The sequence below is a fragment of the Novosphingobium mathurense genome (assembly GCF_900168325.1).
GTDB lineage: Bacteria > Pseudomonadota > Alphaproteobacteria > Sphingomonadales > Sphingomonadaceae > Novosphingobium > Novosphingobium mathurense.
The window spans coordinates 152,939-165,320 of the sequence record NZ_FVZE01000002.1; the positions used below are offsets into that span (position 1 = coordinate 152,939).

The following is a 12,382-nucleotide window of genomic DNA, read 5'->3' on the forward strand; positions in this document are numbered from 1 at the left end:
CCCGCACGAGCCAGATCAGTACATGTGCTGGCCGCCGTTGATGCTCAGCGTCGAGCCGGTGACGAATGCGGCGTTTTCCGAGCAGAGGAATGCGCAGCCGCGGGCGATTTCGTAGGCGTGGCCGAGGCGGCCCACCGGAATCTTGGCGACGATCTTTTCCAGCACCGGCGGCGGTACGGCTGCAACCATGTCGGTGTCGATGTAACCGGGGGCGATGGCGTTGACGGTTACGCCATACTTGGCGCCTTCCTGTGCCAGCGCCTTGGTGAACCCGTGGATGCCCGACTTGGCGGCGGCATAGTTGACCTGGCCGTACTGACCGGCCTGGCCGTTGATCGAGCCGATGTTGACGATGCGGCCCCAGCCACGCTCACGCATGCCGGGGAAAGTCGCCTTGGCCATGTTGAAGCATCCGCCGAGGTTGATTCGCATCACCTCGTTCCAGTCGTCGAAGCTCATCTTGTGGAGCACGCCGTCACGGGTGATGCCGGCGTTGTTGATGACGACGTCGACCGGGCCGATCTCCTCGGCCACCCTTGCGCAACCGTCGAGGCATGCCTCGTGGTCGCCTACGTCCCATCTGTAGGCTGGAATGCCAGTCCGTTCCGTGAATGCCTTCGCCTTTTCATCATTGCCTGCGTAATTCGCAACGACGTTATGCCCGCGATCCTTCAATGCGAGTGAAATTGCTTCTCCGATACCCCGAGTTCCGCCAGTAACGATTGCAACGCGTGCCATAGAGTGCCTTTCGCATGAGTTTGGCTCCACCACGTCTTTGCTAGGAAATGCACGGGGTCAGGGCAAGTGCGCGCAGTCGCCGATCGATGAATTTTCGGCCATCTGCTTCATAGGACTGTCACAATACTTTGAGGCGTCGGATTTTCGTCAGAATCTGAACTGCGTCCCGACATAGACGGCCTGGCTGTCCTGCTTGCCGTCGGTCAGCGGCAGGAGGCGCTCACGGTCCTGGGAATAGCGCACGCCGGCGGTGACATTGAGATTGTCGGTCACGCGATAGGCGCCGCCGAGATCGACTTCGCCGGCGTCACCCGCGAACGTGCGCGGAGCCCGGCCCGCCGCACGCTTTTCGTCGATCGAGATGCGCGGGCTGAAGCGCGAATCGGTGTTGGTCGCGGAAGCGCCGGGCGACAGGCTGAACTTCTGGAGATCGGGGATCTCCGCCGGGTTGCGGCTGGCGGGCGGTTGCACGAGATTCTGTGCAAAGTTCTGGTAGCCGCGCGCCACGCCCAGGTTGAAGCCGGTGGGGGCCATGCGCAGGCTGCCCGGTTCCTGCTCCGCCTTGGCGACCGACGAGCGGTGGCGCACGATGATGGCCTTGGCCGCCTCGGGGTCGACGCGCACGGCAACGGTCACGGCCCGGTCAGGGCGATTGGGCGTGCCGGCGGGGGTGAAGGGGAACTGGTGGCCCTTGGCCAGCGAACGCATGGCAACGGCGCGCGAGAGGTTTTCATCCGAGGCTTCGGGGTCGAGGGATTCGAGCGATGGCGCAGTGAAGTTCGCGGCGCGGATCGTGGCAGTGAAAGCGAGGACGGCGCTGGGCAGGGCGAGCACACTTACGCAGCAAGCCAGCAATATGCCGGTCCTGATGCCGCCCCTTGCGGCCATGTTGCTCCCCGAACTCATCACAAACTCTCGCCAGATACCTGTCTGACCCCAATCGGCCCTGTTGCCGTGCGTTGCAATGCCCGGCTTTTCTGTCGCCGGAATCGCTTCGCACATTTTTCCCGTGTCTGTCAGAGATCAGCTTAACACAGTCTGATCGGCGGCGGGAGAAAGAAGCGTTCCATGCGGCCTGTCGGCGTGCCGGGCGTTCAGGTCGCGTTTAGGCTGTCCCCGCTTAGGCCGGTCCGTCAACGCCGGCGCTCTTGCCGCAAGTGTGTTGGCAGCTATAGAGGCGTTGACGGCGGGTTTCGTAACAGCGCTTTTCGCCACCAGGATTCAGGAATTGGGAACGACAATGACAGGCAGCACCGATACCGGCCTCTTCACTGCTCGCAACATGGTCCGCGCCGGGCTCTGCGCCGCGGCGGCACTTGCTCTGACGGGCTGTGGCGGCAAGAAGCAGACCGCCGCGGTGATGGCGCCCTCGCAGGTGACCACCATCGGCGTGAACAGCTATCTCTGGCGCGCCAGCCTCGATACGCTCTCGTTCATGCCGCTGCTCCAGTCGGACAGCGCGGGCGGCGTCATTGTGACCGACTGGTACACCAACCCGAAGAATCCCGGTGAGCGGATGAAGGTCACGGTCATGATCCTCGACCAGGACCTGCGTGCCGACGCGCTGCGCGTCACTGCTGCCCGCGAAGTCGCGGCCAATGGCGGCTGGGCCTCCGCGCCGGTCGAGGCTGCGACCGTGCAGAAGCTCGAAGACATCATCCTCACCCGTGCCCGCGACCTGCGTCGCAACTCGGTGGGCGGCTGATACCCATCCATTGGCGGGCCAGTCGGCCTGCCTCAGGTTCGCGGGCCGACTGGCCCGCAGGAGACTAGACAGACATGAGTGAGCGGTTCGATCCGGCTCAGGCGGATACCCGCTGGCAGGCTGCGTGGGACGAAGCCCAGTGTTTCAGGGCGGACGACACCTCGTCCAAGCCCCGCAGCTACGTCCTTGAGATGTTCCCCTATCCCTCGGGACGCATCCACATCGGCCACGTGCGCAACTACACGATGGGCGACGTGCTGGCGCGCTACAAGCGGATGACCGGGCACGAAGTGCTGCACCCGATGGGCTGGGATGCCTTCGGGATGCCGGCCGAGAATGCAGCCATGGAAAAGGGCGTGCATCCCGGCGGCTGGACGCGCGAGAACATCGCCAACATGAAGGCGCAGCTCAAGCGGCTGGGCTTCGCGCTCGACTGGAGCCGCGAGATCGCCACCTGCGAGCCGGAATACTACGGCCATGAGCAGGCGCTGTTCCTCGACCTGTACGAACACGGCCTCGTCTACCGCAAGGAATCGGCGGTGAACTGGGATCCGGTCGACCAGACCGTGCTCGCCAACGAGCAGGTCATCGACGGGCGCGGCTGGCGTTCGGGCGCGCTGGTCGAGAAGCGCAAGCTCAACCAGTGGTTCCTCAAGATCACCGACTTCGCCGACGAACTGCTCGAAGGGCTCTCCAGCCTCGACAAGTGGCCCGAAAAGGTCCGCACGATGCAGGAAAACTGGATCGGCAAAAGCCAGGGCCTGCAGTTCCGCTTCGAGCTGTCCGACGGTGGCACGGTCGAAGTCTATTCGACCCGCCCTGATACCATTTTCGGTGCCAGCTTCGTCGCGGTCGCCGCCGATCACCCGATCGCGCAGGGCGTCGCTGCAGGCAACCAGGAAGTCCAGGACTTCATCGCCCTGTGCAAGCAGGGCGGGACGACCGCAGCCGAACTGGAGACCGCCGAAAAGCTGGGTTTCGATACCGGCATCACGGCAAGGCACCCGTTCACGGGCGCGGAGCTTCCGGTGTTCATCGCCAACTTCGTGCTGATGGATTACGGCACCGGCGCGGTTATGGCCGTGCCGGGGCACGACCAGCGCGACTTCGAGTTCGCGACCAAGTACGGCCTGCCGATCCCGCGCGTCGTTGCGGCGAGCCTGGAAGAGGCCGACAGGCCCTTCGACGGCGAAGCCGAGAGCGGCGACGGCGTCATCGTCAATTCCGACTTCCTTAATGGCATGAGCGTTGCCGCGGCCAAGGCGGACGTCATCGCCCGCGCCGAAAGCGGCGGCTGGGGCGAAGGCAAGACGGTCTGGCGTCTGCGCGACTGGGGCGTTTCGCGCCAGCGCTACTGGGGCACGCCGATCCCGTTCATTCACTGCGAAGTCTGCGGCGTCGTTCCGGTGCCCAAGAAGCACCTGCCGGTGACCCTGCCCGAGGATGTCGACTTCTCGACCCCGGGCAATCCGCTGGTCCGTCATCCGACCTGGAAGCATGTCGACTGCCCGCAGTGCGGCAAGCCTGCCCGGCGCGAGACCGACACCCTCGACACGTTCGTCGACAGCTCCTGGTACTTCCTGCGCTTCGCCAGCCAGCCCGGCGACAGGCCGTTCGATCCGGCGAAGATCGCCGAATGGCTGCCGGTCGAGCAGTACATCGGCGGCATCGAGCATGCGATCCTGCACTTGCTCTATGCCCGCTTCTGGACCCGCGCACTGGCCCGCATCGGCAAGGTCGAGGTGACGGAGCCCTTCGCCAGCCTGTTCACGCAGGGCATGGTCACGCATGAGACCTACGAGCGCAAGAACCCGGAAAACGGCCAGCCGATCTACTTCGCCCCCGGCGACGTTGAACGCACCGCCGAGGGCGCGACGCTCAAGGCCGATGGCGCGCCGGTGGAGATCGGCCGCGTCATCAAGATGTCGAAGTCGAAGAAGAACGTCGTCGATCCCGATGAGATCGTCGCGACTTACGGCGCCGACGCGATCCGCTGGTTCATGCTGTCCGACAGCCCGCCCGAACGCGACCTTCCCTGGTCGGAAGCGGGCATCGAGGGCTGCGCGCGCTTCGTGCAGCGCCTGTGGCGTCTGTTCGGCCAGTACGACGCTTCGGCCGAGGGCGAGGACAAGGCGGTCGACCGCAAGGCGCACCAGACCGTTGCCGCCGTCGCGCAGGACATCGAATCGCTCGGCTTCAACAAGGCCGTCGCGCGCATCTACGAACTGACCGGCGTAATCGAGAAGGCAAAGCCCTCCGCCAGCCGCTCGGAAGCGATCCGCAAGGTCCTGCTGCTCGTTGCACCGATGATGCCGCACCTTGCCGAAGAAGCTTACGCTGCCTTCGGTCAGGGTCTCGTGGCCGAAGCCGACTGGCCCGAAGTCGATCCGGCGCTGCTGGTCGAGGACGAAGTGACCGTCGCGATCCAGGTAAAGGGCAAGCTGCGCGACACCATCACCGTCGCCAAGGGCACCGCGAAGGAAGAACTCGAGGCGCTTGCTCTCGCCAGCGAGAAAGTGCAGCGTGCCCTCGATGGTGCCGAGGTGAGGAAAGTGATCGTCGTGCCCGACCGACTGGTGAACCTCGTCGCGTGAAGCGCGCCCTGGCCCTTTTCGGAGCGCTGATGCTCGCCGGCTGCGGCCTTCAGCCGATGTACGCCGGTGGCGGCAGCGGCGCGGTGGCGCGCGGCCTGTCCGATATCCAGGTGGCCGCGATAGAGGGGCGCGCGGGTTGGCTCGTGCGCAATGCTCTCGTCGACCAGCTGGGCAAGGGGCAGGCCGGCACGACGCCGCGCTATCGCCTCGATGTCCGGCTCGATGACAAGCTGGAAGGCTTCGCGCTGCTGTCCGACGATACCGTCGGGCGCGAACGTCGCACGCTGCGGGCCCGCTACCAGCTCGTCGACCTGAACAGCGACGAGATCGTTCTTGACGCGACCGCCGGTTCGGATGCGGGTATCGACGTAGTCTCGTCGGACTATGCGACGATCGCGGCCGAGCAGGCGGCGCTGGAGAACCTCGCCAAGGATGTCGCCAACCGGATCGTCACCAATGTCGCGCTGCGTCTGCGCGGCGATACGAGCCAGTGAAGGCAACGCAGAAAGACTTCGCCGGGATCGCCTCACGCGCGGCTCGCGATGCGCGCGTTTCCTTCTTCTGCGGCCCGGACGAATCCGGCGCGCTCGACGCGGCGCACAAGCTGGTTTCGCTACTGGCGGATCCGGGTGAGCGGATCGAGCTTCCGGGCGCCGAACTGCGCAGGGACCCGGTGCGATTGGGCGACGAAGCCCGCTCCAATTCGCTGTTCGGTGGAACCCGTCACATCTGGGTGCGCGCCCAGGGCGACGAGGCCCATGACGCCGTGCGCAACCTTATCGAGGACGACATCGAGTCCTGCCCGGTCGTGATCGTCGCCACCGGGGCGACCGACAAGTCGCGCACCGCCAAGCTCCTGATCAACCGCGACGATGCCCTTGTGGCGATGTTCTATCCGCCCGATCTGGGGGCGATCACGAGCGCGGTGCGCACGATGGCCAATGGTGCCGGCCTCAAGATGGGTGGCGAACTGGCCGAGCGGATCGCCCGCGGTGCCGGCCTTGACAGCCGGATCGCCCGCTCCGAAGTGGAGAAGCTGGCCCTCTATCTCGATGCCTCGCCGGAGACGCCGCGGCCGGTTTCCGCCGCCGACCTCGACGCGGTGGGCGCGCAGACCGAGGATGACGACTTTTCGCCGCTGGTCGATACGGTTCTCGGCGGGCGCCGCAATGCGGTTGCCAGCGAACTGAAGCGGATGCGCGAACTGGGGATGAACCCGGTCGGCCTGCTGCTCGCCTTCGAGCGCCGGACCGCGCAGCTGGCCGCGCTGAACGCGAAGCTGGGTCGCGGCGGCGACGTTGCCGGACTGCTCAAGGCCGAAGCGGGCGCGCGCCGGATCTTCTGGAAGGATCAGCCCGCGCTCAACGAGCAATTGCGCATCTGGCGCGGTCCGCGAATCGAGCGGCTGGCCGCCAAGCTTGTTGCAATGCATCAGTCCCTGTTGGCGAACAGCCAGGACGCGGAACTCCTTTTGGCTGAGGGACTACTCGAAATAGCTAGAATTGCCTGTCTGACAGTAAAGCAGCGGACATAGGGAACGTTTGGACTTAATCCGCTTTTCCAATTGCATGCCTCGTTTTTAAGCTCCTATACCTTTTGCAGTGCAGCATCGCGTCGACCGCAATCGATGCCCGCGACCTGTGAGGAAAGCAGGCATTGTGCAGTTGGATTCGAGGAGTGCGGAACAGATGAATGCGCCGTTCACGACGGGCGAGTTCATTAAAGGCCAGGAATTTGACGAGCTCCTCGTCGCGCCGTCGCTCGTCCGTCGCCGACTTCAATGTTATCTGGCCCTTCTCATCAGCGACGTAATCGCCGTTTTTCTGGGCTTCGCCATCGCAGGCCAGTTGTACATGGCGACGAAGGGCTTGGAGGACTCGTTCCTATATGGGTCCCTGATCTTCCCTATTTTCCTGACGATTGCATTCTACAACGGTGCATATTCGATCGACGCACTGCGCTCCGGCTGGTCGGGAATCATGCGGACGGAGCTGGCATTCGTCATCGCCGTTGCCGTCGTGGTCTTCGTACAGTTCCTGACAAGTTCGACGGCCGATTTCTCTCGCGTGACGTTCAATGGCGGCGCGATCCTGGCCATGGCGCTGATTGCGTGGCTGCGTCTGCAGATGCGCAGTTTCGTGGCGTGGCGCTGCGGTCCCAGCGTGATCAACGAACTGATCATCGATGATGGCGGACCGCAGGTGCAGATGCGCAATGCGATCCGCATTTCCGCGGCTGGCATGGGCCTGCGTCCCAATCTCAACGATCCGCACGATCTTGATCGCGTCGGCCTGGTCCTGCGCAACATCGACCGGGTGGTCGTGAGTTGTCCTTCGGACCGCCGCCTCGACTGGGCGATGATCCTCAAGGGCGCCAATGTGGAAGGTGAAGTGCTGGACGATCAGGTCGCCCGGCTCGGTGCCCAGGGCGCCCGGACGATCGGCAAACATGGGTTGCTCATGGTCTCGGCGGGGCCGCTCGGCCTGCGCCAGCGTGCGATCAAGCGCCTGTTCGACATGGCCTTTGCCGGTGCGGCGATCCTCGCTCTATCGCCGCTGCTTATCGTCATCGCGCTGGCCATAAAGCTGCAGGACGGTGGCCCGATTCTGTTCATCCAGAAGCGGATGGGGCGGGGCAACTGCTTCTTCAACATGTACAAGTTCCGCAGCATGACGACGGCGTTGTGCGACAGCGACGGCAATGTCTCGGCCTCCCGTGACGACAAACGGATCACCCCGGTCGGCAAGTTCATTCGTTCCACCAGCCTCGATGAGCTGCCGCAGCTGTTCAACGTGCTGCTCGGCGACATGAGCCTCGTCGGGCCGCGTCCGCACGCCACCGGCTCGCTGGCAGGCCAGAAACTGTTCTGGGAAGTGGATCGCCGTTACTGGCAGCGTCACAGCCTCAAGCCCGGTCTCAGCGGCCTGGCGCAGGTGCGCGGCTATCGTGGGGCTACCGATCACGAGAACGACCTCGTGAAGCGCCTCCAGTCCGACCTCGAGTATCTCGAGGGCTGGACCATCGGTCGCGACATCAAGATCCTGTTCCTGACCCTGCGCGTCCTGGTACACGACCGCGCGTTCTGAGCGCATGGGAACGCGCCTCGGCGCATCCTTGCGGCCAAGGTATGACGATCCTGTAGTACGGCGTTACGGAGCCTGTTCGCCCCCGAAGTCCGTCAGTTTTGCTTGGGAACGCTGAAAGTGCCCGAGACGCGGCCGCCGGAAGCCGAGGATACCCCGCTCTTCAGGTCGATCACGAAGCGTCCGCCGCGCAGGGTGTCGGAATCGCGCTTGAGCGAGGCATTGCCGATCATCGTGATGATGCGCTTGTTGAAGTCGTAGATTGCAGTGTCGCCGGTCGCCACTTCGTTGCCGCGTGTCACGGTCACTCCGCCGCTGGCGGTGATCCGCTGCAGCTTGAGCTCATCGGCATTGGTGAAATTGACGACGGTGCGTGCGGCGCGCAGACGCAGGTCGGTCTGCTTGATGTCGACATTGCCGGTCAGCACGACGCGGTTCTGCTTGTCCTGCAGCTCGATGCGGTCAGCGGCATAGTCGACCGGCGCATTGGTGTCGTGTCCGGGGAAGACTTGCGCGCCAAGCTGCTGCGTGGCGATCAGGCTCGTGCCTGCCAGCAGGGGCAGGGCGATCGCGGCGCGCATCGCCATGCGGGTGGTGAAAGGGCGCAGGCTGCGACGGTTCATTGCGGTATCCTAAGCTTGCCGGGCGTCATCCGCAGCCGGGCATTGCCTTCAAGCGTGACTGTACGTTCGTTGAAATCGGCCTTCATCGTCTGCGCCGAGAAAGTGCCGGTGGGCACTTTACCTTCGACGCCGCCTGTGCCGATGGCCTTGCGGTCCTTGACGTCGATGGCGACGTTGTTCGTCACCATGCGATAGCCGTCCGCCGCGGCGAAATTGACCGGTCCCTCGACGTTGATCGTCTCGGTATCGTAATCGTACGCGCCGCGCGGTGCATCGATCTTGCCCGGGCCGTCGCTGAGATTGAGCTGTGCCACGAGGTCCAGCATCTGCACGACCGGCACGCTCGCCGACTTCTGCACCGCGCTTCCGGCAGTGACCACGAAAGCCCGGCCGCGATCGTCGAGGCCGCGATAGGCTGCGTCGGCCACGCGGATACGCTCCTTGGTCACGGCCACCTTGTTGCGGTCGAGCAGGAAGCTGATCTCGCCGCGCGGCGACAGGGGCATGAGAATCATGATGGCGGCAACCACGCCGATCCCTGCCGGCAGGGCCTTGGCGAGGAAGCCGACCAGCCGGTCATGCGAACCGCCCGGCGCAGCGAAGTGCCGTCGTCGGTTGCGGATCTGGGTGGCTTCGACCGACATGGTCGATCAGGCGGCCTGGTGGCTGAAGATGTCGTGGTCGGGCCAGCCGGCAAGGTCGAGGCGCGCGCGCGCCGGCAGGAAGTCGAAACAGGCCTGCGCGATTTCGGTCCGCTTCTCGCGGGCAAGGCGCTCGACGAGAATTTCGTGCATGGCGTGCAGGTAGCGCACGTCCGAGGCCGCATAGTCCTTCTGCGCGTCGCTCAACTCGGGCGCCCCCCAGTCGCTCGACTGCTGCTGCTTCGACACTTCCTTGCCCAGCAGTTCGCGCACGAGGTCCTTGAGGCCATGGCGATCGGTGTAGGTGCGGACCAGTTTGCTGGCGATCTTGGTGCAGAACACCGGCGCGGCCATCACGCCCAGGTAATGTTCGATCGCGGCAAGGTCGAAGCGCGCGAAATGGTAGAGCTTGAGTCGCGCCGGATCGGCAAGGACAGCCTTGAGGTTGGGCGCGTCGAATGAGCTGCCGGGGCCGAAGCGGACGAGATGCTCGTCGCCCTTGCCATCGGAGATCTGGACCACGCAGAGGCGGTCGCGCGGGGTTATGAGGCCCATCGTCTCGGTATCGACGGCGACGGGGCCCGGGGCGAGGACGCCTTCGGGGAGATCTTCTTCGTGGAGATAGACAGCCATGGTCCGAAAATGCTTAGGGACTGGGCCGGTGTTTCGCAATGGGCGCTGTTCGCGAAGGGCGGCTCCGTGGCGCTTTCGGAGGACGAACGGGCATGAATGCAACAGCAGCCGCGCAGTCGGTGCCCCCGGCATGGCAGCCGGCACTGGGCGAATTGCTCGAATCGCGCGAATCCAGACAGTTGGCTGAGTGGCTGAGAGCCGAGGAAGAGGCGGGCAAGCGAATCTATCCCCCGCGCGATCATCGCCTGCGGGCGCTCGAACTGACGCCGCTGGACGAGGTGAAGGTCGTGATCCTCGGCCAGGACCCCTATCACGGCGCGGGTCAGGCCCATGGCCTGGCTTTCTCGGTGCCCGAGGGCGTGCGGGTGCCGCCTTCGCTGGTCAACATCTACAAGGAACTGGCGGCCGACTGCGGCGTCACAGCGCCCGGGCACGGCAATCTGGAGCATTGGGCCCGTCAGGGCGTGCTGCTGCTCAACAACGCCCTGACCGTGCAGGAAGGGCAGGCCGGATCGCACCAGAAAAAGGGCTGGGAAGCGATCACCGATGCCGCCGTTGCCGCCGTTGCCGCCAAGAGCGATCCTTGCGTCTTCCTGCTCTGGGGCAATCACGCGCAGAAAAAGGCGATGCGGGTTCCCGGGCTGGCTTCGAGCCATCATCTCGTCCTGACGGCGCCGCATCCCAGCCCGCTGTCGGCCCATTCCGGGTTCTTCGGCTGCCGTCACTTCAGCCGCGCCAATGCCTTCCTGGCCGGGAACGGCCGCGGGAGGATCGACTGGTAGGCGTTAAGCTTCCGCGTCCGACCCGCTATTGCCATTCGTTTCGCTCGCCTGAGCCTGTCGGTGGATGGCGTGGCCTGTAGAGCCAACGGAAAAGGGGCGCGCCTTACGGCACGCCCCTTTCTTGTTTTCGGTCCGGTCAGGATCAGCGCGGCAGTTCGCTCGCGCCCATCAGCATTTCGTCGACCGAGCGGGCGCACTGGCGGCCCTCGCGGATCGCCCAGACCACAAGAGACTGGCCACGGCGCATGTCGCCGCAGGTGAAGATCTTCTCATCGCTGGTCTGGTACTTCTCGGTGTCGGCCTTGACGTTGCCGCGCGGGTCGAGCTCGACGGCGGCCTGATCCAGCATGCCGGCCTTGCGCGGGCCGGTGAAGCCCATGGCCAGCAGGATGAGGTCGGCCTTGAGCGTGAACTCGCTGCCCGGCACCTCGTGCATCTTGCCGTCCTTCCACTCGACGCGGACGCATTCGAGCGCATTGACGTCGTTGTCGCCGATGACGCGCTTGGTCAGCACGGCCCAGTCGCGCTCGCAGCCTTCCTCGTGGCTCGAGGAGGTGCGCAGCTTGAGCGGCCAGTTCGGCCAGCTCATCGCCTTGTCCTCATGGACCGGCGGCTTGGGCATGATCTCGAGCTGGGTGACCGAAAGGGCGCCCTGGCGGTTCGAGGTGCCCACGCAGTCGGAGCCGGTGTCGCCGCCGCCGATGACGATGACGTGCTTGCCGGTCGCCGTCAGCGAGCCGCGCGGTGCGGCGCGAAGTTCGTCGTCACCGGCATTGCGCTTGTTCTGCTGGGTCAGGAATTCCATGGCCAGGCGCACGCTCGGCAGTTCCGAACCCGGAATGTCGAGACGGCGTGCTTCTTCGGCGCCGCCCGCGAAGACGACGGCGTCGTAGTTTTCCTTGAGCGAGTTTACCGAGACCGAGACACCCACCTCGACGGAAGTCTTGAACTCCACGCCTTCGGCTTCCATCTGCGCCGCGCGGCGATTGATGAGGTGCTTCTCCATCTTGAAGTCGGGGATGCCGTAACGCATCAGCCCGCCGACGCGGTCGTTCTTCTCGAACACGGTGACCGAGTGGCCGGCGCGGGCCAGCTGCTGCGCGCAGGCCAGACCCGCCGGGCCCGAACCGACGACGGCAACCGACTTGCCGGTGCGCTTCGCCGGGATCTTCGGCGTGATCCAGCCTTCGGCCCAGCCCTTGTCGACGATCGCGCATTCGATCGACTTGATGGTGACCGGCTGGTCGACGATGTTCAGCGTGCAGGCTGCCTCGCACGGAGCGGGGCAGATGCGGCCGGTGAATTCCGGAAAGTTGTTGGTCGAGTGGAGGACTTCCAGCGCGTTGCGGTAGTCGTCCTCGTAGACCAGGTGGTTCCAGTCCGGGATGATGTTGTTGACGGGACAACCCGTGTGGCAGTGCGGGATGCCGCAGTTCATGCAGCGCGACGCCTGTGCCTTGAGGGTTTCCGCCGGAAGCGGAATGACGAATTCCTTGTAGTTCTTCAGTCGCTCCGAAGCATCGCCGTAAGTGCGATCCTGACGGTCGAGCTCGAGGAAGCCGGTTTCCTTACCCATTTTCGCA

Annotated in this window: 12 protein-coding genes; 6 read left to right on the top strand and 6 right to left on the bottom strand. The window is 64.8% G+C overall.

The annotated features are described in order from the left end of the window. Nucleotides 1-15: 15 nt before the first annotated feature. Together phbB and B5483_RS07575 are read right to left on the bottom strand one after the other, a co-directional pair. Nucleotides 16-738 (bottom strand): acetoacetyl-CoA reductase, encoded by a 723-nt coding sequence (phbB, locus tag B5483_RS07570; protein ID WP_079729980.1) that lies wholly within the window; start codon nucleotides 736-738, stop codon nucleotides 16-18. A gap of 147 nt (nucleotides 739-885) precedes the next feature. After that, on the bottom strand, nucleotides 886-1,626 hold the full coding sequence (locus B5483_RS07575; protein ID WP_425435031.1) for a hypothetical protein: 741 nt from the start codon (nucleotides 1,624-1,626) through the stop codon (nucleotides 886-888). Nucleotides 1,627-1,978: 352 nt separating this feature from the next. Here B5483_RS07575 and B5483_RS07580 point away from each other — a divergent pair, with 352 nt between their 5' ends. From B5483_RS07580 to B5483_RS07600, 5 genes are all read left to right on the top strand, one after another. Then, entirely contained in the window at nucleotides 1,979-2,443 is a 465-nt protein-coding gene (locus B5483_RS07580; RefSeq protein WP_054945029.1) for a DUF3576 domain-containing protein, read from the top strand. Between the two features lie 74 nt (nucleotides 2,444-2,517). Then, nucleotides 2,518-5,037 carry a leucine--tRNA ligase gene (leuS, locus tag B5483_RS07585; RefSeq protein WP_079729981.1) on the top strand — a complete coding sequence of 840 codons (2,520 nt, stop codon included), beginning with the start codon at nucleotides 2,518-2,520 and terminating at the stop codon, nucleotides 5,035-5,037. Continuing rightward, entirely contained in the window at nucleotides 5,034-5,531 is a 498-nt protein-coding gene (gene lptE / locus B5483_RS07590; protein ID WP_054946531.1) for an LPS assembly lipoprotein LptE, read from the top strand. The genes leuS and lptE overlap by 4 nt, the downstream gene beginning before the upstream one ends. Continuing rightward, nucleotides 5,528-6,571, top strand: coding sequence for a DNA polymerase III subunit delta (gene holA / locus B5483_RS07595; protein ID WP_054946532.1), 1,044 nt, complete (start codon nucleotides 5,528-5,530; stop codon nucleotides 6,569-6,571). The genes lptE and holA overlap by 4 nt, the downstream gene beginning before the upstream one ends. Before the next feature lie 154 nt (nucleotides 6,572-6,725). Next, nucleotides 6,726-8,123, top strand: coding sequence for a sugar transferase (locus tag B5483_RS07600; RefSeq protein WP_054946533.1), 1,398 nt, complete (start codon nucleotides 6,726-6,728; stop codon nucleotides 8,121-8,123). Between the two features lie 92 nt (nucleotides 8,124-8,215). Here the strand turns inward: B5483_RS07600 and B5483_RS07605 are convergent, their stop codons facing one another. From B5483_RS07605 to B5483_RS07615, 3 genes are read right to left on the bottom strand one after another with little or no spacing between them, the layout of a single operon-like run. Further along, nucleotides 8,216-8,743: an LptA/OstA family protein gene (locus B5483_RS07605; RefSeq protein ID WP_054946534.1), complete on the bottom strand. Its 528-nt coding sequence runs from the start codon at nucleotides 8,741-8,743 to the stop codon at nucleotides 8,216-8,218. Next, nucleotides 8,740-9,387 carry an LPS export ABC transporter periplasmic protein LptC gene (lptC, locus tag B5483_RS07610; protein ID WP_054946535.1) on the bottom strand — a complete coding sequence of 216 codons (648 nt, stop codon included), beginning with the start codon at nucleotides 9,385-9,387 and terminating at the stop codon, nucleotides 8,740-8,742. The genes B5483_RS07605 and lptC overlap by 4 nt, the downstream gene beginning before the upstream one ends. A 6-nt stretch (nucleotides 9,388-9,393) precedes the next feature. Next, entirely contained in the window at nucleotides 9,394-10,017 is a 624-nt protein-coding gene (locus B5483_RS07615; protein ID WP_079729982.1) for a ribonuclease D, read from the bottom strand. A gap of 92 nt (nucleotides 10,018-10,109) precedes the next feature. On the opposite strand from B5483_RS07615, the gene B5483_RS07620 reads away from it, so the two are divergent. Next, nucleotides 10,110-10,799: a uracil-DNA glycosylase gene (locus tag B5483_RS07620; protein ID WP_079729983.1), complete on the top strand. Its 690-nt coding sequence runs from the start codon at nucleotides 10,110-10,112 to the stop codon at nucleotides 10,797-10,799. 142 nt (nucleotides 10,800-10,941) lie between these two features. On the opposite strand, the gene B5483_RS07625 is transcribed toward B5483_RS07620, so the two are convergent. Beyond that, nucleotides 10,942-12,375: a glutamate synthase subunit beta gene (locus B5483_RS07625; protein ID WP_079729984.1), complete on the bottom strand. Its 1,434-nt coding sequence runs from the start codon at nucleotides 12,373-12,375 to the stop codon at nucleotides 10,942-10,944. Nucleotides 12,376-12,382: the final 7 nt, after the last annotated feature.